The following is a 22,921-nucleotide window of genomic DNA, read 5'->3' on the forward strand; positions in this document are numbered from 1 at the left end:
ACATGTTTTATCTTAATCAACTCGGCATGGTGTGTCCGCTTGGCGAAAGCCACGCGGAGATCAGCCGCCGCCTGTTCGCCGGCGACAGCGGCGTCGCCATGACCAGCAACTATTCGCCGGGCCGGGAGCTGGCGCTGGGCTGCGTCGAGAGCGCGCTGCCCGATATCAGCGCGCTGCCGCCGGGCCAGCGCAGCCGCAACAATCAGCTAGCCCTGGCGGCGCTGGCGCAGATCCGGCCGCAAGTGGATGCCGCCATCCGGCAATTTGGCGCGGATCGGATAGCGATTGTGCTTGGCACCAGTACATCCGGGATTGCGCAGAGCGAAGCGGCGTTTCGCTATCGTTTGCAAAATGCAGGATTCCCCGCCGATTTTGCTTACGAGCAGCAAGAAATGGCATCGCCGGCCGCTACCCTGGCATCGGTGCTGGGCGTGACCGGGCCCGCTTATGTACATTCCAGCGCCTGCGCATCGAGCAGCAAGGCGATGGCCAGCGCCGCCCGCCTGATCGGGATGGGGCTGTGCGACGCGGTGCTGACCGGCGGCGTCGATTCGCTGTGCGCATTTACCGTGGCCGGCTTCGGCGCCCTGGAATCGGTCAGCGCAACGCGCTGCAACCCGTTCAGCGCCAATCGCAACGGCATCAATATCGGCGAGGGCGCGGCTCTGTTTTTAATGAGCAAGGTAGAGGCCGCCGTGAGCCTGCGCGGCTGGGGCGAATCTTCCGACGGTTATCATATTTCTGCGCCGGATCCGTCCGGCGCCGGCGCCCGCGGCGCGATCGAACAAGCCTTGGCGCGCGCCGGCGTGAGCCCGCGGCAAATCGATTACATCAACCTGCATGGCACGGCCACCATGCAGAACGATGCCATGGAAGGCCGCGTAATCGCCGCAATGTTTGCCGACCATGTGGCGCTCAGTTCGACCAAGCCGTTTACCGGGCATGCGCTGGGGGCCGCCGGCGCGGTGGAGGCGGGTTTATGCTGGCTGGCGATGCAGGACAACAACCCGCAGGGCGAGCTGCCGCCGCATTTGTGGGACGGCGCCGGCGATCCCGGCCTGCCGCAGCTGAACCTGCAGCCGGTCGGCGCGCGCCTCGGACATCCGTTGCGTTGGGCGTTGAGTAACTCTTTCGCATTTGGCGGCGCCAATGCAAGTTTGCTGCTGGGGCGTGAATGATGGATCAGCCGAGCGTGATGGAGTCCCTGGATATCCGCCGTTTTTTACCGCATTCCGGCGCCATGGTGCTGCTGGACCGGTTGCTGGAAGCCGGGACGGAAGAGTTGCTGGCGGAGGTGACGATCCGTCAGGACAGCCTGTTTTGCGACGGGCAGGGCGTGCCGGCCTGGGTCGGCGTCGAATATATGGCGCAGGCGATTGCCGCCTATGCCGGGTATGCCGCACAGCTGCGCGGCGAAGCGGTCAAAATCGGCTTCTTGCTGGGTACGCGGCGCTATGAAGCCGGCTGCCCCGGTTTTGCCGTCGGCAGCGTGCTGCAAGTCCATGTGCAAAGGCTGCTGCAGGCCGACAATGGGATAGGATCGTTCGAATGCCGCATCCATGCCGCCGGGCAGCAGCTGGCCAGCGCTACCATTACCGTGTTCCAGCCGGCTGACGCGGCTGTTTTTCTTGAGGGAAGTACTGAATGATGTTGGAAACAAGCTTGGCATCGAACCCGGCAGCGCCGGCTGCCCGCCCGAACCAGAGCGTGCTGGTCACAGGCTCCAGCCGTGGCATCGGCAAGGCGATTGCATTGCGGCTGGCGCGCGAGGGCTACGATATCGTCTTGCATTGCCACCAGCAGCGCACGGCAGCCGACGCCGTTGCGCAAGCGGTGCGGGAGCTGGGCGTGCAAGCGCGCGTCCTGCAATTCGACATAGGCGACCGCCAGGCGAGCGCCGCCGCCTTGCTGGCGGATGTCGAGCAGCACGGCTGTTATTACGGCGTGGTATGCAACGCCGGGGTGGCGCGCGACAATGCGTTTCCTGCCATGCCGGGCGAGGATTGGGACCTGGTGCTGAAGACCAACCTGGACGGTTTCTACAATGTGCTCAATCCGCTGGTGATGCCGATGGTGCAACGGCGCGCGCCTGGCCGCATCGTCACCCTGGCGTCGGTGTCGGGATTGATCGGCAACCGCGGCCAGGTCAACTACAGCGCCGCCAAGGCGGGCATCATCGGCGCCACCAAGGCGCTGGCGATCGAACTGGCCAAGCGCAACATCACGGTCAATTGCGTCGCTCCCGGCCTGATCGATACCGACATGGTCAGCGAGGTGCCGTTGGACGAGGCGCTCAAGCTGATTCCGGCGCGCCGGATCGGCAAGCCGGAAGAGGTAGCGGCGACGGTGGCCTTCCTGATGCATGCCGATGCTGCGTACATTACGCGCCAGGTGATTTCGGTCAACGGAGGCATGGCATGACGCGCACGCTGACAGAGCGGCGGGTAGTGGTGACCGGCATGGCCGGCATCAGCCCGATCGGCAACGATTGGGACGCCATCCGCAGCCACCTCGGCAGCTATCGCAACGCCATCGTGCGGATGGACGAGTGGGCCGGCTACGATGGCTTGAACACCCAGCTGGCGGCGCCGGCCGCTGAATTCAGCTTGTCCGAGCGCTATACCCGCAAGACCATGCGCAGCATGGGACGGGTCGCCTTGATGGCGACCCGCGCTAGCGAACTGGCGCTGGCCGACGCCGGCCTGCTTGACGATCCGGTGCTGAAAAGCGGCGCCTGCGGCGTGGCCTACGGTTCGTCCGCCGGCACGCCGAAGGCGATCGGCGATTTCGGCAGGATGATGGACGAACGCAGCACGCGCGGCATCAACGCCACCACCTACATCAAGATGATGGCGCACACGGCGCCGGTCAACATCGGTGTGTTCTTCGGCATCACCGGGCGCGTGATCACGACGTCCAGCGCCTGCACTTCCGGCAGCCAGGGCATCGGCTACGCCTATGAAGCGATCCGCAGCGGCCGCCAGGCCATCATGGTCGCCGGCGGCGCCGAGGAACTGTGCGCCACCGAAGCGGCGGTATTCGACACCCTGTTCGCCACCAGCGTGCGCAACGACACGCCGGCCTTGACGCCGAGCCCGTTCGACAGCAGCCGCGACGGCCTGGTGATCGGCGAGGGCGCCGGCAGCCTGATCCTGGAAGATTTCGAGCATGCGCGCGCCAGGGGCGCCAAGATGTACGCCGAAGTCGTCGGCTTCGGCACCAACAGCGACGGCTGCCACGTCACCCATCCGAACGCCGACACCATGCAGGTGGCGATGACGCTGGCGCTGGCAGACGCCGGCTTGCCTGCAAGCGCGATCGGCTATATCAATGCCCACGGCACCGGCACCGAGCAGGGCGATATCGCCGAGTCGCATGCCACCGCCGCCGTATTCGGCCGGCAGGTGGCGGTCAGTTCGCTGAAGAGTTATACCGGCCACACCCTGGGGGCATGCGGCGCGCTGGAGGCTTGGATGGCTATCGAAATGATGCGCTCCGGCTGGTTTGCGCCGACCATCAACTTGAAGCAGCTCGATCCGCTGTGCGCAGAGCTGGACTACATCGTCGACCAGGGCCGCAGCTTGCAGTGCGACTATGTGATGTCGAACAATTTTGCGTTTGGCGGCATCAATACATCATTGATATTCAAGCGCCTGGACTAGCATCGCCGATGCCGTCCGCCGTCATCCTGCTGCACGACGCGAATCACCTGGCGGACGATCAGCGCGATCGCTTTCTTGCCTGCCTGAGCGAGGCGGAGCTGTTGCGTTACCGGCGTTTTGTGCGGCCTGTACGCCAGCGCGAATTTTTGCTGGGACGGATATTGTTGCGCTTCGCCGCCGCGCACCTGGCTGGAGCCGCATTTGATGCCGTGCAGGTTACCGAGCGTAAAAGCCAGGCGCCCTTGATACGGCTGCCGGCGGCTGTGGCTCCCCATTTCAGCTTGTCGCACAGCCGCGGCTGGGTCGCCTGCGCGGCCAGCATCGATACGGCGCTCGGCCTCGACATAGAGATGCTGGATCCCGGCCGCAACGTCGACGCCATCGGCCGCGCCGCTTTTTCCGCCGCGGAGAGCAACTGGTTATCCAGCCGTGCCGCGCAAGATAAAGTGGCGGATTTCTACGCCTTGTGGAGCAGCAAAGAGGCTCTCTTCAAACTCATGTCGAGCCAGGGCAGCGAGGCGCCATTGCCTGAGCAGGTGGCCGCCGGCATGCGCTTGCGGTCGGGGCCGGCATGGCACGCGCGCACCTGGGTGCAGCATGGCCTGGCGATTGCCCTGTGCAGCCGCGATCGTTTGTATCCGGTACGGCGGATTTGCCTGAGCGGGGCAACCCCGGCAGCCTGGCTGCAGCAACTGAACGGCAGTTAATTCCCTGGGCGGTTTCCTGCCCGACGGCGCGGCTCCTTGCCCACGCATGGCCATATTTGGCTACTCAAAAAAACAACACAGTGTTGATCATTGCAAAATCACATTCTTTTTATGGACGAAGTTTTATAAGAGTGTTAAGTTTTGCGCCCTGACAACTTTCCGAATTGAAATGTCAATTCGAAGATGGTCAGCAGGCGAGGTGAATTGCCGTTGAAAACATCAATCAGGCATTCAGCTATTTCATATTATCGATTGCCCCTAGGGGGAAGTTTGGAGAAGCAATTGAAACAAATCAGAGTGATTCCGGCATTGGCCGCTGCTGCATTGCTGTCAGCGCTGGCCGGCTGTGCAACCGAAACGTCCAATGCGCTGCCGGTGCAGAAGGTAGAGACAGCCAACAAGCCCTACAATGGCGCGCGCACCCAGATTGCGGTGGGCAAGTTTGACAACCGCTCCAGCTACATGCGCGGCATATTTTCCGATGGCGTCGACCGCCTTGGAGGACAGGCCAAGACCATTCTGATCACGCATCTCCAGCAGACCAATCGTTTTAACGTCCTGGACCGGGACAACATGGAAGAGATCAAGCAAGAGGCCGCGCTGAAGAAGCAGGCCCAGGCCTTGAAGGGCGCCGATTTTGTCGTCACCGGCGACGTCACCGAATTCGGCCGCAAGGAAGTCGGCGACCAGCAGCTGTTCGGCATCCTCGGCCGCGGCAAGACGCAGACTGCCTATGCCAAGGTGAACCTGAACATCGTCAACATCAAGACCTCCGAGGTGGTGTTCTCCACCCAGGGAGCGGGCGAATACAATCTGGCCGCGCGCGAGATCATCGGGTTTGGCGGCACCGCGAGCTACGATTCCACGCTGAACGGCAAAGTGCTCGACCTGGCGATGCGTGAAGCCATCAATAACCTGGTCGCCGCAATCGATTCTGGCGCTTGGCAGCCGACTAAATAACAATAACCCGGAACACGTCAACTATCATGAAGAACAAATTTGCAAAACGGCATGTCCTGCCATTTGCGCTGACGGCCTGCGCCCTGCTGGCGGGCTGCCAGACCGCACCTAAACCGCTTTATCAGTGGGAAAGTTATCAGCCGCAAGTCTACGAATACTTCAAGGGGGAGGCTTCGGTAGAACAGGTGACGGCTCTGGAGCGCGACCTGCAGAAAATCCGTGCGGCAGGAAACATGCCGCCGCCGGGCTATCACGCCCAGCTGGGCATGCTGTATGCCAGCCTGGGGAAAGAGGAGCAAGTGGTCCAGGAGTTCCAGACAGAGAAAGAACTGTTTCCGGAATCATCGGCTTACATGGATTTCCTGATGCGAAAATTCAAAAAATAAGAGGATAGACATGTTAGAGAAGATTCTGAAATCATTTGTTTGCCTGTCGCTGGCAGTCCTGGCCGCAGGGTGTGCCGCGCCGGTCAAGCAGCTTGACTACACGGCGTTCAAGCAAAGCCGCCCTAAGAGCATCCTGATCTTGCCGCCGTTGAATGAGTCGCCGGATGTCAAGGCGACCTACAGCATGCTGTCGCAAATGAGCTATCCCTTGGCTGAAGCCGGTTATTACGTGCTGCCGGTGGCATTGGTCGATGAGACGCTCAAGCAAAACGGCATGACTGCCGCTGACGACATCCATGCCATAGCACCGGCCAAGCTGCAGGAAATCTTCGGCGCCGATGCGGCGCTGTACGTCACCGTCAGCAAGTATGGTTCGGTCTATACGGTGATCAACAGCGCTGTCGTGGTAACTGCCAACGCCAAGCTGATTGATTTGAAAAGCGGCGAATTGCTGTGGTCCGGCAGCGCTAGCGCTTCCAGCGCCGAAGCAAACAATAACAGCGGGGGTGGGCTGATCGGAGCGTTGGTTGCGGCGGCCGTCAACCAGATCGTCAATAGCGTTTCTGACAGGGGCCACGACATTGCAGCCCTGACCAGCCAGCGCCTGCTGTCGACGCGCCAGCCTAACGGCATCCTGTACGGTCCGCATTCACCGAAATACGGCACCGACTGATGCAGCTTGTGCCCATGCCGCGGTTTGGCATGGGCGTTGGTTGCCCAATATCCCGATTATCCAGCCAGCGGTTTTTTAGTTACTCAGAGTTTCTTCAGGCGCTTCGCATTGGCGGTTGCGCGCGCATGGATCGGCTGCAGGCCGGTTTGCGCAATGTGCGCCAGCGAGGTATTCAACTGCGACACGGCTTCCGCCGAGTTGCGCATGGTGTCGTGCGCCAGCTTGCTCTGGCGATGTCCAGACTGATGCAGCGTGCTGCTGCTAGCCACCGACAACAGATTGGCGGTGCCGTCCAGCATGTGCTGGATCGCCAGTCGGGCCACTTCCTGGTGCAAGCTCATCATGCGGATCGCCATGGCATGTGCGGACTCGGCTGCGGCTTCCATTTTTTCCTGGCTCATCAGGCTGAATTCATGACGGTCGCTCTGGCTTGGCGCCGGTCCGGCCAGGGCCATGCGGGCGGTGCGATGCCCAATTACCTCAGCCGAGGCATTCATCATTTCCCCGGTTTTGAACAGCAGGTCGGTCCAGGCGCTCAAAGGACTGGCGACGACGGTGTTGCGGACTCGGTACGATTTCATTGTGACTCCTTAGGCCTAAATAGCCTTGATAGCGCTAACAATACCTCTTTTTAAGCATTCACTGTGGCTTTTATGTGGCGGCGCAACATAATGTTGCAATTGCCTTGTTTGCATAGGGGAATGGCAACTAAAACACCGGTCAAAGTGTCTTTAAACGGCACTTCGGTAAAATTCCAAAATCTTCATAAATGAGTAACATTGCTTCGGGTAAAATCCAGTTATGAAAATTTTGATCAGCAACGACGATGGTTACCTGGCGCCGGGCATCATCGCCTTGGCGGATGTGCTGGCGCCGATAGCCGAAATCGTGGTGGTGGCCCCGGACAGCAACCGTTCCGGCTCTTCCAATTCGCTGACCCTGGACCGGCCCTTATCCGTGCAGCGCGCCGAAAACGGATTCTATTTTGTCAATGGGACGCCATCCGACTGTGTGCACATTGCCTTGACCGGCTTGCTCAATTTTCGGCCGGACCTGATCGTATCCGGCATTAACCAGGGCCAGAACATGGGCGACGACACCCTGTATTCCGGCACGGTGGCGGCTGCCACCGAAGGCTTCCTGTTCGGCATTCCCGCCATCGCTTTTTCGCAACTGCACAAAGGCTGGGACGAGCTGGAGACGGCGGCCATGGTGGCGCGGGAGATCGTCGAGCGCCGCTTCGCCAACCTGCCGCAGCCTTACCTGCTGAACGTGAATATTCCCAACCTGCCTTACGACCAGCTGAAACCGATCATGGCGACCCGCCTGGGCAAGCGGCATGAATCGGAGGCGGTCATCAAGGACAAGGATCCGCACGGCCGCGACATCTACTGGATCGGGCCGCCCGGCGCGGCGCGCGATGCCGGCGAGGGCACCGATTTCCATGCGACGGCCAACGGCCACGTCTCGATTACTCCCTTGCAGATAGACCTGACCCATGCAGCGCAACTGGCTGCGCTGAGGAAAGATTTGTCATGACCGACAAGGCCAAGCGTTTTCCGCTGACGCTGTCGTCGCTTGCGGACAAGAAGAAGCCCGGCACCGACCAGAATAAACGCAGCGTCGCGACGCCGCAGACGGCAACAAAAAATGCCGCCTGGGAAAACTCCCGGCCGACGCCGCGGACTGCCGCCGGCACGCCGCCCGCGGCACCGGCAAGCAAGGCGATGGCACGGCCGGCGCAGACCGCAAGCCATGTCGACCGCTCGGGTTCGATGGTTTCCGACGGTGTGCGCAAAGCCATGGTGGAGCGGGTCGCCAGGCAAGGCGTCAGCGACGCCAAGGTGCTGGCCGCGATGGCGGCCGTGCCGCGCCACATGTTCATGGAGCCGGGCATGTCGAGCCAGGCATACATCGACGCCTCGCTGCCGATCGGCCACCACCAGACCATTTCGCAGCCTTACATCGTGGCGCGCATGATCGAAATCATGCGCGACAACCAGCAAGGCGGGGTCTTGAACCGCGTGCTGGAAATCGGCACCGGCTGCGGTTACCAGGCAGCGGTGCTGTCCCTGGTTGCGAAGGAAGTCTATTCGATAGAACGGATCAAGCCCTTGCACGAACTGGCAAGAAGCAACTTGCGTCCGCTGCGGATTGCCAACATCCGTTTGCATTACGGAGATGGTATGCTTGGGCTGCCGCAGGTGGCGCCGTTCGACGGTATCATCCTGGCAGCAGCCGGCCTCGAAGTACCGCAAGCCTTACTGGACCAGATGACGATCGGCGGCCGCCTGGTGGCCCCGGTCGGCGCCCGTCACCAGGTACTGCAGCTCATCCAGCGTACAAGTAAATTTGATTGGACCAGCACCACTCTGGAAGACTGTCATTTTGTGCCTTTGCGTGCCGGAACGGTTTGAGCGGCGACGGGCAAAATGCATTGACGAATGAATTGACGAATAATCAGCGACCATGTCGCATATACATAATTAATGTAATGAGAATGAAGAAAACACGCTTTATAGCTTTGGGATTAATGGTAGGTACACTGGCCGCCTGTACCACTCCGCGCACTCCGGCGCCGGTAGTCGAACGTCGGCCAGGCGGCAGCGGTGCGGTAGCTACCGCGGCTGCGCCGGAAACACCGCGGGCCGCTGAAGGAGGCGGTACTTATACAGTGAAGCAGGGCGACACCTTGTACCGGATCGCGCTTGAATTCGGCCAGAGCTATCGCGATATCGTGGCCTGGAACAAGCTGGACAACGCCAACGACATCAAGGTTGGCCAGGTGCTGCGGGTGCAGCCTCCGGGTAGCGGTTCCGGTTCGGCCGGGGGCGCCCAGACCGGCAGCGTAGCTTCCGGTTCGGGGGTGGAGGTGCGTTCTCTGGGATCCGCGCCGTCGGCAGCGGCTGCCGCCAGCGGCGGCAACAAGAGCGGACCGCGCGGCGACAAGCGCCCGTATTCCGACAGCGCATTGGCTGAGCTGCAAAAGCCCGATGCCGGGCCGTCCAGCGAGACGCCGAAACCGGCGCCGACGCCGGCCGTGGCGGCGCCTGCCGCTGCCGCAGCTGCCGGTGGCGCAGCCTCGACAGCCGCGCCGGCATCCGGCGACGAAGACAAGGTGGACTGGATGTGGCCGGCGGAAGGCAAGCAGGTAGGCGCTTTCGACCAGGGCAAGAAAGGCATCGATATCTCGGGCAAAGCCGGACAGGCTGTGGTCGCCGCGGCCGGCGGCAAGATAATGTATGCCGGCAGCGGCATCCGCGGCTACGGTAATTTGGTTATCATCAAACATACCAGCAACTTGTTGTCCGCTTACGCGCATAATAAGAGCATCCTGGTAAAAGAGGGGCAGACGGTGAGCAAGGGCCAGAAAATTGCCGAAATGGGTAATTCGGACAGCGATGCGGTCAAGCTGCATTTCGAAATCCGCCAGCAAGGCAAACCTGTGGATCCATCGAAATTCTTACCTAGTCGATAAATGAGCAAACGGCCGACAGATCATCAGGATGACGAGCTTGACGATGCATCGGAGCAGATTGCCGATGACGGGCAAGATGATGTTGATGCTGTCGCCGCCGAACCGGACGTCGACGACGAAGTCGTGGTCGACGGCGTGGTGGTGGTGGTCGATGGCGTCGAGGAGCTCAAGAAAGTCCTTGCCGCCGAGCTGTCGACCGACACCACGCAGCACTACCTGAACCAGATCGGCACCCGGCCGCTGCTGTCGGTGACCGAAGAAGTGCATTTCGCCACCCTGGCGAAACAAGGCAATTTCGAAGCCCGGCAGAAAATGATCGAGCACAACCTGCGGCTGGTGGTTTCGATTGCGAAGCACTATATCAACCGCGGCGTCGCCTTGCTCGATTTGATCGAGGAAGGCAACCTGGGCCTGATGCGGGCGATCGACAAGTTCGAGCCGGAACGCGGTTTCCGTTTCTCTACCTACGCTACCTGGTGGATACGCCAAAGCATCGAGCGCGCCATCATGAACCAGGCGCGCACCGTGCGTTTGCCGGTGCACATGGTGCGTGAGCTGAACCAGATCCTGCGCGCCAAATACCATCTGGAAGCACAGCACCACGATGGCAAGGACGCCAGCGCCGAAGACATCGCCCACCTGGTGGACCGGCCGGTGGAGGATGTGCAGGATGTGCTGGCCCTGTCCGAACACGCGGCATCGCTGGATGCGCCGCTGGACCAGGATCCGCTGGCCAGCCTGATGGACCTGCTGCCGAGCGCGACCGAGGAAAATCCCGATTCGCGCGCCGAACAGCAGGAAATGTCGATCCTGGTCCGGGTCTGGCTGGAAAAGCTGACCGACAAGCAGCGCAACGTCATCATGCGCCGCTTCGGCCTGGACAACGACGATCCGTCGACGCTGGAAGAGCTGGCGGCCGAAATCGGCGTCACCCGCGAGCGGGTGCGGCAGATCCAGCAGGAAGCGTTGCTCAAGCTGAAACGCTTGCTGGGCGCCAAAGGCGTCGGCAAAGACTCCTTTCTTTAAACCTGCCCGGCCTAGCAGCCTGTCGGACTTAGGATGATCGGCTGCAAAAATACCTGGGCGGACCATATTTCACCGGCTTCTTGGTCAATAGCTAGGCTATTGACACTGCGAATCCGGCAAAATCTGTCCTCGCCCAGCTATTTTTTCGCTTCGACCCCCTAAGTCCGACAGGCTGCTAGCGCTATAATCTCGCACCATTTTCTTTCTGCTGTCGCCCCTGGCGACGAATAACTGCTTCCTATGCAACAAGATACTATCGACATCAAATCCCTCGACATGGATGCGCGCGGCATCGGCCACCTGCAAAATGAAGACGGCACCCAGGGCAAGGTCATTTTTGTAGAGGGCGCCTTGCCGGGCGAGCGCGTGAGTTTTGTGTCGTATCGCAAGAAGCCGAAATGGGAAGCGGCCACCATGACCGCCTTGCACAAGGAATCGGTGTTGCGGGTGAAGCCGCAGTGCCCGGTATTCGGCATGTGCGGCGGCTGCGCCATGCAGCACCTTGAGCCGACGGCGCAGGTGGCGATCAAGCAGCGTGTGCTGGAAGACAACCTGTGGCATATCGGCAAGGTCAAGGCGGAATCCATGCTGCGGCCGATTTACGGGCCGACCTGGGGCTATCGCTACCGCGCCCGCATTTCGGTGCGCAACGTACCTAAAAAGGGCGGGGTGCTGGTCGGTTTCCATGAACGGAAATCGTCTTTCATCACCGACATGAAAACCTGCGAAATATTGCCGCCGAATGTATCGGCGATGCTGGTGCCGCTGCGCCACCTGATTGCGTCGCTGAGCCTGATCGACCAGATCCCGCAAATTGAACTGGCGATAGGCGAGGGGCCGCAGGGCAAAGTGACGGCGCTGGTGCTGCGCATCATGGCGACGCCGACGGCGGACGACGAAATCAAATTGAAGGCATTCGCCGACCAATACAGTGTGAACTGGTGGCTGCAAACCGCGGGCCCGGACAGCGCCTATCCGTTTTATCCGGAGCAGGGCGAGCTGTACTATACCTTGCCCGAATTCGGTGTGCGCATGCCGTTCAAACCCACCGATTTCACCCAGGTGAACCATCAGATCAACCGGGTGCTGGTGGCGCGCGCCTTGCGTTTGCTGGATGTGCAGTCGGGCGAACGGATCGCCGACCTGTTCTGCGGCCTGGGAAATTTCACGCTGCCGTTGGCGACGCAGGCGCAGCAGGTGGTCGGGATCGAAGGCAGCCAGGCGCTGATCAACCGTGCCGGCGAGAATGCCGCGGTCAACCAGCTGTCGGCCAAAACCACTTTTTATTGCCGCAATCTGTTTGAAGCGAGTCCGGAGGATTTTGTCGCGCTGGGCAAATTCGACCGCATGCTGATCGATCCGCCGCGCGACGGCGCAGCGGCAGTGTGCGAAGCGATCGTTGGCCTGGCGGCAATCGATCCGGCGTTGATGCCGAAGCGGATCGTGTACGTTTCGTGCAATCCGTCGACTCTGGCGCGCGACGCCGGTTTGCTGATCGCCGGCGGCTATCGCCTGAGCCAGGCCGGGGTGGTGAACATGTTCCCGCATACCGCGCATGTGGAATCGATCGCGGTGTTCGATTTGCCTTGATGCGACTCGCTCGGCAATAAAAAACCGGCCTTTTAGCCGGTTTTTTATTGCATGCAGCATTACTTAGTTTCGATTGCCGCCGAAGATTCCCAGCAGGGACAGCAGGTTGACAAAAATGTTGTAGACATCCAAGTACAGGCTCAGCGTTGCCGAGATGTAATTGGTTTCGCCGCCATTGATGATGCGTTGCACGTCGTACAGGATGTTGGCCGAGAAAATCGCGATGGCGATCACCGATACCGCCAGGTAGAGCGCCGGGATCCGCAGGAAGACATTGGCCAGCGAGGCCAGCAGCAGCACCACGACACCGGCAAACAGCCATTTCCCCATGTTCGAGAAATCGCGCGTGCTGACCGTAGCGATGCTTGCCATGACGACAAATACGCTGGCGGTGCCGCCGAAAGCCATCATGATCAGCGAGGCGCCGTTCGAGAAGCCGACCAGCGTATGGCCGATCAGGCGCGACAGCATCAGGCCCATGAAGAAAGTAAAGCCGAGCAGGAGCAGCACGCCCCAGCCGGAGTTCTTGGTCTTTTCAATTGCATAGAAGAAACCAAACGCTACGGCCATGAAGGCCATGAAGCCGATCAGCGGACTTTTTCCGAAGAAGCTGAAGTCCATCTGTACCCCCAGCCAGGCGCCGGCAATCGTCGGCAGCATGGACAGGGCCAGCAGCCAGTACGTGTTGCGCAGCACGCGGTGCTGTACGCTCAGCGCGGTGCTGCCGGGAGATTAGGTCGGTTGCAGGTTCGGGTTCATCAGGGACTCCTTTGGAAATTGCAAAAGCATTAAACTGTTGCGATCATAGCATCTACTTCAGCATCATTACATGAGACAACAACGCCGCAAAGTGGTTCTCGAGCCTTTTTTAAGGGATTTCTATGGCATGCGGCTTGCGTTTTGGCTGGTTTTGACGATTCTACATGGGTGTTTCGTGTTAAAATCAAAGGTTGATTGAACTATTAACCAGTCATTTAAATAAGCAGCTTAACCCTTTCATTTTATTGGAGTTTTTCAGATGGCAATTGAACGCACCCTGTCGATTATCAAACCGGACGCAGTGGCAAAGAACGTAATCGGTCAGATTTACACCCGTTTTGAAAACGCTGGCCTGAAAATCGTTGCTGCCCGCATGACGCACTTGTCGCGCGCAGAAGCAGAAGGTTTCTACGCGGTTCACCGCGAGCGTCCTTTCTTCAAGGACCTGGTCGATTTCATGATCTCCGGCCCAGTGATGATCCAAGCGCTGGAAGGTGAAAACGCAGTACTGAAGCACCGCGACCTGATGGGCGCAACCGATCCCAAGAAGGCAGAAAAAGGCACCATCCGTGCTGACTTCGCTGACTCGATCGATGCCAACGCAGTGCACGGTTCGGACGCAGTGGAAGCGGCGAAAGTTGAAATCGCTTATTTCTTCCCAGCGTAATTGTTTTAAATGCTTTGCATAGTTGTGGGCAGGGAAGCGCGCCGCACGGCGCCCCTGTCCTGCAATTATTTTAGATTGGAAATGCCATGACTGCTCTCACCAACCTGCTGGATCTGGATCCCGCACAACTGACCGCTTATTGCGGCGAGTTGGGTGAGAAGCCGTTTCGCGCAAAACAACTGCTGCGCTGGATCCATCAATTCGGCGCACACGATTTCGATGCAATGACAGATCTGGCCAAGTCATTGCGTGACAAGCTGGCGACGCGGGCGATGATTGCCGCTCCCGCCGTGATCAGCGATCACACTTCAACCGACGGCACCCGCAAATGGCTGCTCGACGTCGGCCAGGGCAATGCGGTGGAGACGGTGTTCATTCCCGAAGAAAACCGCGGCACCCTGTGCATTTCGACCCAGGCCGGCTGCGCCGTGAACTGCCGCTTCTGCTCCACCGGCAAGCAGGGCTTCAGCCGCAACCTGACGGTCGGTGAAATCATCGGCCAGTTATGGATGGCCGAGTTTGAACTGCGCAAATCCAAGGGCATCGAGCCCGGCCATAAAGGCGAGCGCCAGATCACCAACGTGGTGATGATGGGCATGGGCGAACCTTTGCTGAACTATGAGCCGACGGTGACCGCGCTCAAGCTGATGCTGGACGATAACGCCTACGGCCTGTCGCGCCGCCGCGTGACCTTGTCCACCAGCGGCGTAGTGCCGATGATCGACAAGCTGTCGCAGGACTGCGCGGTAGCGATGGCGGTATCGCTGCATGCCTCCAACGACACTTTGCGCGACGGCCTGGTGCCGCTCAACAAGAAATATCCGCTGCGCGACCTGATGGCGGCCTGCAAGCGCTACCTGGAATTCGCGCCGCGCGATTTCATCACTTTTGAATATTGCATGCTGGATGGCGTCAACGATACCGATGCCCACGCGCGCGAACTGGTCGCCCTGGTCCAGGGCCACGCAGGCGGGCCAGCCGTACCTTGCAAATTCAACCTGATTCCGTTCAATCCTTTTCCCGAGTCGGGATTGAAGCGTTCGAACAATCCGCGCATCAAGGCTTTCGCCCAGGTCCTGATGGACGCCGGCATCGTCACCACCGTGCGCAAGACGCGCGGCGACGACATCGACGCTGCCTGCGGCCAGCTCGCCGGCGAAGTGCAAGACCGGACTAGGGTGCAGGAACGCATGCAGAAAATGACCGAGTATCAACAGAAATTCGGGAAGAATTTTGGCCGTATCATCGAGGTGTCTCAGTGATAGAAAAAGTAAGCAGCAAACTAGGGAGCTGGCAAAGCCGGCTGGTGTTCGCCACGGCTACCTTGTCGTTATTGACCGGCTTGAGTGCTTGCACCACGCCACCGTCGAGCAGCGACAGCGAGGGTGGTTCGCGCCGCGAACTGGCGACCAGCTCGGACCAGACCGAAGCGCAGCGCCGCGCCGGCATTCGTTTGCAGCTGGCGATCGGTTATTACGAACAGCACCAGCTGGAAGTCGCGCTGGACGAAATCAAGCAGGCTTTGGTGGCAGATCCTGAATTGGGCGATGCCTATAGCGTGCGTGGACTGATCTACATGGAGATGTCTGAAAATCGCCTGGCCGACGATAATTTCCAGCACGCCCTGCGGCTGTCGCCGAGCAATCCGGATTACGCCAACAACTATGGCTGGTTCCTGTGCCAGAACGGCCGTGCCAAGGAATCGATCGCGCAATTCGAAACGGCGCTGAAGAGCCGCAACTACCAGTCGCCGGCAAAAGCCCTGACCAACGCCGGTGTCTGCAGCCTCAAATTCAACGATACCGTGGCGGCGCAGCGCTACCTGTCACAGGCGTTCCAGTTCGATGCCAGCAATCCCCTGACGAACGCCAAGCTGGCGCAGCTGGCGTATGACCGCAACGATTATGAACGGGCCCGGTTTTATATCGGCCTCGTATTGAAAACCGATGTGCAGAATGCGGAAGCATTATGGACAGCCATCAAAGTGGAGCGCAAGTTGGGTGACACAGCTGCAGAGGCAAGTTTGGCGACGCAATTGCGCCGTCGTTTTGGTGGCTCCCCTGAATTCGCCGCATATCAGCGCGGGGCGTTTGATGAGTGAGCCTGAACAGCTGAAAATCGCGGATGCCGACCTCGCAGGCGAGGCAAGCGCAGTGCCTGAAACCGCCGGCGCCAATTCCGGACAGCTCTCGCTCGGCGAGCAGCTGGCCGGCAGGCGGCAAGAACTGGGCTGGTCGGTGCAGGATGTGGCCAGCCACCTGAAGCTGGCGCCGCGCCAGATCGACGCCATGGAAAACGATAATTACGCTGCGTTGCCTACCATGGTGATGACACGCGGCTTTATCCGTTCCTACGCAAAGCTGCTGGGCCTGGATGCGACCGCCTTGCTGGCGACCATTTCACCGGCCGTGACTGCGCAGCCGACAGCCAGCACGGTGCATGGCAGTCCCTTGTCGACGCCTTTCTCCGAATCCCGTTTTAGTTTGATGGGCCGCAATAAATTTGCTTATAAATGGCTGGTGGTGCTGGCGGTACTGCTGTTGCTGCTGGCGGTGGCGATACGGCTGGATGTGATTCCCGTGGTGCAGAATACGCTGCAGTCGCTGGCTGAAAAATCGGCTGCCGCGGGCAGCGCGGCAAGCACGGAAGACAAGGCAGTTGCACCAGCTGTCGAAACGCAGGCTGTCGAAACACAAGCTGTCGATACGACGGCCAATGCGGCCTTGACTGCCACTCCTGCTCCCGCTGCGAGTGCGGCGGCGGTGTCCGAAACCGGTGTCAATGCAGCGCCGGCGAACACCCAGGTCGTGAATCCGGCGACAGCCGGCGGCGGTGAGCTGAGCCTGAACTTCCGCCAGGATTCATGGGTCGAAATCAAGCGCGCCGACAATACCGTGCTGATCTCGCGCCTGGCCAAGGCGGGCAGTGCGGAAACGGTGGATATGTCGCAGCCGGTCAATATCATCATCGGCAATCTTGCGGGCGTCGACGCGACGCTGCGCGGCGTGCCGGTTGACCTCAAGGCCGGTTCCAAAACCAATGTGGCCAGATTGAACCTGAAATAAGCGTGATGGAAAGAGAGCAGCCCATGCCGCAGACGAATTTGCCAATAAGTTCAGGCCCCAGCGTGCGCCGTCTTAGCCGCGGCGCAACGATCAGCTATGGCGATCGCAAGATCGTGGTTGGCGGCGGCGCGCCGGTGGTGGTGCAGTCGATGACCAATACCGATACCGCCGATGCGATCGGCACCGCGATCCAGATCAAGGACCTGGCGCGCGCCGGTTCCGAGCTGGTGCGCATCACCGTGAACAATCCGGAAGCGGCGGCGGCCGTGCCGGCGATCCGCGAGCAACTGGACAAGATGGGGATAGACGTGCCGCTGGTGGGGGATTTCCACTACAACGGCCATACCTTGCTGAACGACTTTCCCGAGTGCGCCCAGGCATTGTCGAAATACCGTATCAATCCGGGCAATGTCGGCAAGGGCGCCAAGCGCGACACGCAGTACGCACAGATGATCGAAGCCGCCTGCAGGTACGACAAGCCGGTTCGCATCGGCGTCAACTGGGGCAGCCTGGACCAGGCGCTGCTGGCGCGCATCATGGACGAAAACGCCCTGCGCAGCCAGCCATGGCCGGCGCAAGCAGTCATGTATGAAGCACTGGTGACTTCGGCGATAGAAAACGCGCAGCGCGCCGAAGAGCTCGGATTGGCGGCCGACCGCATCATCCTGTCGTGCAAGGTGTCGGGCGTGCAGGACCTGATCGCCGTCTACCGCGAATTGGCGCGGCGCTGCGATTATCCTTTGCATCTCGGCCTGACCGAAGCAGGCATGGGCAGCAAAGGCATTGTCGCTTCGACCGCAGCGTTGTCGGTGCTGCTGCAAGAAGGCATAGGCGACACCATCCGGATTTCGCTGACGCCGGAACCGGGCGGCGACCGCACGCGGGAAGTGATCGTCGGCCAGGAAATCCTGCAAACCATGGGCTTGCGCAAGTTCGCGCCGATGGTGATTGCATGTCCGGGTTGCGGCCGCACCACCTCGACCGTGTTCCAGGACCTGGCGGACAAGATCCAGACCTATCTGCGTGATCAGATGCCGGTCTGGAAAAAAGCCTACCCCGGCGTCGAAGGCATGAATGTGGCTGTGATGGGCTGCATCGTGAACGGCCCGGGCGAATCCAAGCATGCGAACATCGGCATCAGCCTGCCTGGCACCGGCGAATCGCCGGCGGCGCCGGTGTTCATCGACGGCGAGAAAAAACTGACGCTGCGCGGCGAACGGATTGCCGAAGAGTTCCAGGCAGTGGTGCTGGATTACGTGAAGAGCCACTACGGCCAGGCAGCAGCCTGATCCGAATAAATATTAATCATTACCTGCGTATCGAAAAAGAATGTCTGAAAATAAGAAAGCCGAAAAAATCGTCGGCGTAAAAGGTATGAACGATATCCTGCCGGCCGATGCTGCCTTGTGGGAATTGTTTGAAAATACAGTGGAGTCGGTGCTGAAGAGCTACGGTTTCCAGAAAATCCGCACACCGATCGTCGAACCTACCGCCTTGTTTGCACGCGGCCTTGGCGCCGTGACCGATATCGTCGAAAAGGAAATGTATTCGTTTACCGATTCGATGAACGGCGACAACCTGACCTTGCGTCCGGAAAGCACTGCCGGCGTGGTGCGCGCCGCGATCGAACATAACCTGACTTACGACGGCCCCAAGCGGCTCTGGTACAACGGCCCGATGTTCCGCCATGAGCGCCCGCAGCGCGGCCGCTACCGCCAGTTCCACCAGGTCGGCGCCGAAGCCCTCGGCTTTACCGGTCCGGATATCGACGCCGAACTGATCATGATGTGCCAGCGGCTGTGGGACGACCTCGGCTTGCAGGACGTGAAGCTGCAACTGAATTCGATCGGCGACGCGGAGGAACGCAACCGCCACCGTGCCGACCTGATCGCCTACTTTGAACAGCACAAGGACTTGCTGGACACCGATGCGCAACGTCGCCTGCATTCCAATCCGTTGCGCATCCTGGACACCAAGAATCCGGTCATGCAGGAAATGGTTAACGGCGCGCCGCAACTGCTGTCCTACCTGGGCGCGGAATCGCTGGCGCACTTTGAAGGCGTGCAAAAGATCCTGAACCACAACAATATTCCTTTCACCATCAACCCACGGCTGGTGCGCGGCATGGATTACTACAACCGCACCGTGTTCGAGTGGGTCACCGACCAGCTCGGTTCGCAAGGCACGGTATGCGGCGGCGGCCGTTACGATCCGCTGGTGGAAATGTTCGGCGGCAAGCCGACCCCGGCCTGCGGTTTTGCGATGGGCGTCGAGCGCTTGCTGGAACTGATGCGCGCCAACGGCGAGCAAGCCGTGCGCAACGAATGCGATGTATACCTGGTGCACCAGGGCGAAGCAGCGCAGCTGCAATCGTTCGTGCTGGCCGAGCGTTTGCGCAATGCCGGACTGGATGTTGTGCTACATTGCGCCTCGTCCAATGCCGGCGGCAGCTTCAAGTCGCAGATGAAACGCGCTGACGCCAGCGGCGCTGCCTACGCCATCATTATCGGCGACGACGAAGTGGCGAACCAGACCGCGACCGTCAAGACCCTGCGCGCCGAAGGCGATGGCGATGCCGAAAAAACTAGTGCCGGCAATCAAAGTGTCGTACCTTTCGATGCGGTCAGCGATTATCTGGTCGACCAGATCGTCGGCGCCGGCGACGATCACGACCATGGCGACGACCATGGGCACGTCCACTATCATCATTAATTCATCACTAAAAACTAAAATCATATGGCATTCGATCTCGACGAACAGGAACAACTGGCAACGCTTAAGGATTGGTGGAACAAATACGGCAATCTGACCACCTGGGTGCTGATTATTGCCCTGGCTGCCTATGCCGGCTGGTCCGGCTGGAATTATTACCAGCGCAGCCAGTCCTTGCAGGCTTCGCAGCTATACGACGAGCAGCAAAAGGCCGTTGCCGGCAAGGACAACGCCAAGGTGCAGCGCGCCGCTGCCGACATACAGCAGAAATTCGGCCGTACGGCTTACGCCGGCATGGCCGCCTTGTCGGCAGCCAAGGTGGCTTTTGACGCCAACGACCTGAATGCCGCGAAAGAGCAGCTGCAATGGGTGGTTGACCACGGCCGCGACGAAGACTACAAGGCGCTGGCCCGGATCCGCCTGGCCGGCATCCTGCTCGACCAGAAAGCTTATGACGACGGTTTGAAAGTGCTGGCGGCAGACCTGCCGGCGCCTTTCGCCAGCGCAGCGGCTGACCGCAAGGGCGACATCCTGGTAGCGCAGAACAAGCTGGACGAGGCGCGCGCTGCTTACCAGCTGGCGCTGGACAAGATGGACAGCAAGAATCCTGGCAAGGAATTGATTCAATTGAAACTTGATGCGATTGGCGGAGCTCCAGCCAAAGCCGCGGCCTGATAATTCGGAAAAAGGAAGAATATGCGTGTGAAGACTTTGCGAGCTGTTGCCTGTGCCGGTGCTTTGTTGATATTGGGCGGCTGTTCCTTGTTCAGTAGCAAGAAGACAAGCAACCTGCCAGCGCCTTTGGTTGAATTTACACAAAGCCTCAAGGTGCAGCCGGTCTGGAAACAGTCGATCGGCAGCGCTTCGATCTTCGCTTTCTCGCCTGTGGTTGCCGGCGACAGCGTGTTTGCCGCAGCGGCAGACGGCACCGTGGCGCGCATCAACGCCGCCAACGGCACGGTTGCCTGGCGCATCAGCGCGGGTACGCGCCTGACCGCCGGCGCCGGCAGCGACGGCAACACCGTTGCGGTGGCAGGCGAAAAGGGCATTGTGCTGGCGTTTGACGGCCAGGGCAAAAAGATCTGGCAGGCGCAAGCCTCCAGCGAGATCTTGTCGGCTCCGGCTGTAGGCCAGGGGCTGGTGGTCGTGCGCAGCCAGGATAACCGGATCGCCGCTTATGATGCGGCAACCGGCGAGCGTCGCTGGGCCGTGCTGCGCACCTTGCCGCCGCTGACCCTGCGTTCGGCGCCGGGCATCCTGGTTGTTCCACAGGCAACTTTCCTGTCCCTGCCGGGTGGCCGCTTGTCGGCGTTGAACCTGACTAACGGCGGTCCCTGGTGGGAAATGGCGATCGGCGATCCGCGCGGCACCACCGAGCTGGAGCGGGTAGCCGACGCTTCCGGCATGCCGGTGATTGTCGGCCGTGATGTCTGCGCCGTGGCCTACCAGGGCCGGGTCGGCTGCTTTGATGCCGGCAGCGGCACCGCGCACTGGGCCAAGCCGTTTTCCAGCGATGTCGGCGTCGGCAGCGACGGCAAGAACATCTATGCGGCAGACGAGCATGGCGCGGTGTCTGCGTTCACCTTGGACAGCGGTGCTGTAGTATGGCAAAACAAGAAGCTTGCCAACCGTGTGCTGACTACGCCTGCCGTCTTGCCTAAAGCGGTAGTCGTGGGCGACTATGAAGGATATATCCACTTCCTGTCGCGCGACGACGGCGCCCTGATCGCACGGATTCGCGCGGACAGCAGCGCGGTCCTGCCGAACCCGGTGGTGGCAGGCTCCAACGTGATTTTTCAAACAAAATCCGGAACACTGATCGCGATTGCGACAGAGTAACAACTTAGTGAAAACAACTTAATGAAGCCAGTAATTGCACTTGTAGGACGTCCCAATGTCGGCAAATCGACCTTGTTCAATCGCCTGACGCGTTCACGCGATGCCTTGGTCGCCGATTTGCCCGGCTTGACTCGCGATCGCCATTACGGTGAAGGGCGGGTCGGTGAACGGCCATTCCTGGTGATCGATACTGGCGGTTTCGAGCCGGTTGCCAAAGACGGCATCATGCACGAAATGGCGAAGCAGACCAAGCAGGCGGTGGCGGAAGCCGATATCGTGATTTTCATCGTCGACGGCCGCCAGGGCCTGACGCCGCACGACAAGACCATCACCGATTTCCTGCGCAAATCGGGCCGTTCCGTGATGCTGGTGGTGAACAAATCCGAAGGCATGAAATACACTTCGGTCACCGCGGAATTCTACGAACTCGGCATGGGCGATCCGTATGTCATTTCGGCCGCCCATGGCGACGGCGTGACCGACCTGGTGGAAGAGTCGCTGGACCTGGCTTTCTCGCAGCGGCCGTCGGAAGAGGCGGAGCCGGAAGACAAGGACCGCGGCATCAAGATCGCCATCGTTGGCCGTCCTAACGTCGGCAAGTCGACCCTGGTCAATACCTTGCTGGGCGAAGAACGCGTGATTGCGTTCGACATGCCGGGCACCACGCGCGACTCGATCGAAATCCCGTTCGAACGCGACGGCAAGAAATACACCTTGATCGACACCGCCGGCATCCGCCGCCGCGGCAAGGTATTCGAGGCCATCGAAAAATTTTCCGTGGTCAAGACTTTGCAGTCGATCTCGGAAGCCAATGTGGTCTTGCTGCTGCTCGATGCGCAGCAGGATATCTCCGAGCAGGACGCGCACATCGCCGGCTTCGTGCTGGAAACCGGGCGTGCGCTGGTGGTTGGCGTCAACAAGTGGGACGGCTTGACCAGCGACCGCCGCGATGAAATCAAGATGGATATGGATCGCAAGCTGAACTTCCTTTCATTTGCGAAATTCCATTTTATTTCCGCACTGAAATCCACTGGCATCACGCCTTTGATGAAATCGATAGATTCAGCGTACGCAGCGGCCATGTCCAACCTGACTACGCCGAAGCTGACGCGCGCCTTGATCGAAGCGGTAGAGCACCAGCAGCCGCGGCGCAAGGGTTCGATCCGTCCGAAGCTGCGTTATGCCCACCAGGGCGGCATGAATCCGCCTATCGTCGTCATCCACGGCAACGCCCTGGAATCCATCGAAGACAACTATAAGCGTTATCTGGAAAAACATTTCAGAGAAACTTTTTCGCTGGTTGGGACTCCATTACGCATCGAGTTCAGATCCAGTCGGAATCCATACGCTCGCCAGGAAAAATAATTTTTTAAAAACACTTTTTTCTGAGCAGTAAA

The 22,921-nt window shown here is 60.0% G+C and carries 24 protein-coding genes; 22 read left to right on the forward strand and 2 right to left on the reverse strand.

From position 1 onward, the window contains the following. Nucleotides 1-2 precede the first annotated feature (2 nt). The 8 genes from V8G57_RS19725 to V8G57_RS19760 all read left to right on the forward strand — a co-directional run bounded on the left by V8G57_RS19725 (nt 3) and on the right by V8G57_RS19760 (nt 6,388). Nucleotides 3-1,178 carry a beta-ketoacyl-ACP synthase gene (locus V8G57_RS19725; protein WP_342830794.1) on the forward strand — a complete coding sequence of 392 codons (1,176 nt, stop codon included), beginning with the start codon at nt 3-5 and terminating at the stop codon, nt 1,176-1,178. Then, complete coding sequence (locus V8G57_RS19730) at nt 1,175-1,648, forward strand: hotdog family protein (protein ID WP_092392385.1); 474 nt, start codon at nt 1,175-1,177, stop codon at nt 1,646-1,648. Before V8G57_RS19725 ends, V8G57_RS19730 begins: the two co-directional genes overlap by 4 nt. After that, nucleotides 1,645-2,421: a 3-ketoacyl-ACP reductase FabG2 gene (locus V8G57_RS19735; protein WP_342830795.1), complete on the forward strand. Its 777-nt coding sequence runs from the start codon at nt 1,645-1,647 to the stop codon at nt 2,419-2,421. Before V8G57_RS19730 ends, V8G57_RS19735 begins: the two co-directional genes overlap by 4 nt. Next, nucleotides 2,418-3,662 carry a beta-ketoacyl-ACP synthase gene (locus V8G57_RS19740; RefSeq protein WP_342830796.1) on the forward strand — a complete coding sequence of 415 codons (1,245 nt, stop codon included), beginning with the start codon at nt 2,418-2,420 and terminating at the stop codon, nt 3,660-3,662. The genes V8G57_RS19735 and V8G57_RS19740 overlap by 4 nt, the downstream gene beginning before the upstream one ends. Before the next feature lie 8 nt (nt 3,663-3,670). Further along, nucleotides 3,671-4,369, forward strand: coding sequence for a 4'-phosphopantetheinyl transferase family protein (locus V8G57_RS19745; RefSeq protein WP_342830797.1), 699 nt, complete (start codon nt 3,671-3,673; stop codon nt 4,367-4,369). A 282-nt stretch (nt 4,370-4,651) separates the two neighbouring features. After that, nucleotides 4,652-5,329: a CsgG/HfaB family protein gene (locus V8G57_RS19750; RefSeq protein WP_342830798.1), complete on the forward strand. Its 678-nt coding sequence runs from the start codon at nt 4,652-4,654 to the stop codon at nt 5,327-5,329. Nucleotides 5,330-5,355: 26 nt separating this feature from the next. After that, complete coding sequence (locus V8G57_RS19755) at nt 5,356-5,715, forward strand: DUF4810 domain-containing protein (protein WP_092392395.1); 360 nt, start codon at nt 5,356-5,358, stop codon at nt 5,713-5,715. A 10-nt stretch (nt 5,716-5,725) separates the two neighbouring features. Beyond that, nucleotides 5,726-6,388, forward strand: coding sequence for a DUF799 domain-containing protein (locus V8G57_RS19760; protein ID WP_092392397.1), 663 nt, complete (start codon nt 5,726-5,728; stop codon nt 6,386-6,388). Between the two features lie 83 nt (nt 6,389-6,471). Here V8G57_RS19760 and V8G57_RS19765 read toward each other — a convergent pair whose 3' ends face one another. Then, a complete protein-coding gene (locus V8G57_RS19765) occupies nt 6,472-6,969 on the reverse strand; it encodes a polyhydroxyalkanoate granule-associated phasin (RefSeq protein ID WP_092392399.1) in 498 nt (165 codons plus the stop codon). 220 nt (nt 6,970-7,189) lie between these two features. Between V8G57_RS19765 and surE the strand changes: the two genes are divergently transcribed. The 5 genes from surE (at nt 7,190) to rlmD (ending at nt 12,482) form a co-directional block, all read left to right on the forward strand. Next, on the forward strand, nt 7,190-7,927 hold the full coding sequence (gene surE, locus V8G57_RS19770; protein ID WP_092392401.1) for a 5'/3'-nucleotidase SurE: 738 nt from the start codon (nt 7,190-7,192) through the stop codon (nt 7,925-7,927). Then, entirely contained in the window at nt 7,924-8,805 is an 882-nt protein-coding gene (locus V8G57_RS19775; protein WP_092392403.1) for a protein-L-isoaspartate(D-aspartate) O-methyltransferase, read from the forward strand. Before surE ends, V8G57_RS19775 begins: the two co-directional genes overlap by 4 nt. A gap of 83 nt (nt 8,806-8,888) precedes the next feature. After that, on the forward strand, nt 8,889-9,866 hold the full coding sequence (locus tag V8G57_RS19780; RefSeq protein ID WP_342830799.1) for a peptidoglycan DD-metalloendopeptidase family protein: 978 nt from the start codon (nt 8,889-8,891) through the stop codon (nt 9,864-9,866). Then, nucleotides 9,867-10,892: an RNA polymerase sigma factor RpoS gene (gene rpoS / locus V8G57_RS19785; RefSeq protein ID WP_092392407.1), complete on the forward strand. Its 1,026-nt coding sequence runs from the start codon at nt 9,867-9,869 to the stop codon at nt 10,890-10,892. A gap of 240 nt (nt 10,893-11,132) precedes the next feature. Continuing rightward, nucleotides 11,133-12,482, forward strand: coding sequence for a 23S rRNA (uracil(1939)-C(5))-methyltransferase RlmD (gene rlmD, locus V8G57_RS19790; protein WP_342830800.1), 1,350 nt, complete (start codon nt 11,133-11,135; stop codon nt 12,480-12,482). A gap of 63 nt (nt 12,483-12,545) precedes the next feature. Here rlmD and V8G57_RS19795 read toward each other — a convergent pair whose 3' ends face one another. After that, nucleotides 12,546-13,178 carry a Bax inhibitor-1 family protein gene (locus tag V8G57_RS19795; protein WP_342830801.1) on the reverse strand — a complete coding sequence of 211 codons (633 nt, stop codon included), beginning with the start codon at nt 13,176-13,178 and terminating at the stop codon, nt 12,546-12,548. Between the two features lie 322 nt (nt 13,179-13,500). Between V8G57_RS19795 and ndk the strand changes: the two genes are divergently transcribed. From ndk to der, 9 genes are all read left to right on the forward strand, one after another. Then, nucleotides 13,501-13,908 (forward strand): nucleoside-diphosphate kinase, encoded by a 408-nt coding sequence (ndk, locus tag V8G57_RS19800; protein WP_014005898.1) that lies wholly within the window; start codon nt 13,501-13,503, stop codon nt 13,906-13,908. Nucleotides 13,909-13,994: 86 nt separating this feature from the next. Then, entirely contained in the window at nt 13,995-15,170 is a 1,176-nt protein-coding gene (gene rlmN, locus V8G57_RS19805) for a dual-specificity RNA methyltransferase RlmN (protein ID WP_092392413.1), read from the forward strand. Continuing rightward, nucleotides 15,167-16,009 carry a type IV pilus biogenesis/stability protein PilW gene (gene pilW, locus V8G57_RS19810; RefSeq protein ID WP_092392415.1) on the forward strand — a complete coding sequence of 281 codons (843 nt, stop codon included), beginning with the start codon at nt 15,167-15,169 and terminating at the stop codon, nt 16,007-16,009. The genes rlmN and pilW overlap by 4 nt, the downstream gene beginning before the upstream one ends. Continuing rightward, nucleotides 16,002-16,973 (forward strand): helix-turn-helix domain-containing protein, encoded by a 972-nt coding sequence (locus V8G57_RS19815; protein WP_342830802.1) that lies wholly within the window; start codon nt 16,002-16,004, stop codon nt 16,971-16,973. The genes pilW and V8G57_RS19815 overlap by 8 nt, the downstream gene beginning before the upstream one ends. A 23-nt stretch (nt 16,974-16,996) precedes the next feature. Beyond that, a complete protein-coding gene (gene ispG / locus V8G57_RS19820; RefSeq protein WP_092392419.1) occupies nt 16,997-18,262 on the forward strand; it encodes a flavodoxin-dependent (E)-4-hydroxy-3-methylbut-2-enyl-diphosphate synthase in 1,266 nt (421 codons plus the stop codon). Nucleotides 18,263-18,302: 40 nt separating this feature from the next. Continuing rightward, a complete protein-coding gene (gene hisS / locus V8G57_RS19825) occupies nt 18,303-19,685 on the forward strand; it encodes a histidine--tRNA ligase (protein WP_342830803.1) in 1,383 nt (460 codons plus the stop codon). A 24-nt stretch (nt 19,686-19,709) separates the two neighbouring features. Further along, nucleotides 19,710-20,360 (forward strand): tetratricopeptide repeat protein, encoded by a 651-nt coding sequence (locus V8G57_RS19830; RefSeq protein ID WP_092392423.1) that lies wholly within the window; start codon nt 19,710-19,712, stop codon nt 20,358-20,360. Between the two features lie 21 nt (nt 20,361-20,381). Next, a complete protein-coding gene (bamB, locus tag V8G57_RS19835; RefSeq protein WP_144742423.1) occupies nt 20,382-21,524 on the forward strand; it encodes an outer membrane protein assembly factor BamB in 1,143 nt (380 codons plus the stop codon). 21 nt (nt 21,525-21,545) lie between these two features. Continuing rightward, nucleotides 21,546-22,889, forward strand: coding sequence for a ribosome biogenesis GTPase Der (der, locus tag V8G57_RS19840; protein ID WP_092392427.1), 1,344 nt, complete (start codon nt 21,546-21,548; stop codon nt 22,887-22,889). Nucleotides 22,890-22,921 lie beyond the last annotated feature (32 nt).

Source organism: Collimonas rhizosphaerae (assembly GCF_038896935.1).
GTDB classification, from domain to species: Bacteria; Pseudomonadota; Gammaproteobacteria; order Burkholderiales; family Burkholderiaceae_D; genus Collimonas; species Collimonas rhizosphaerae.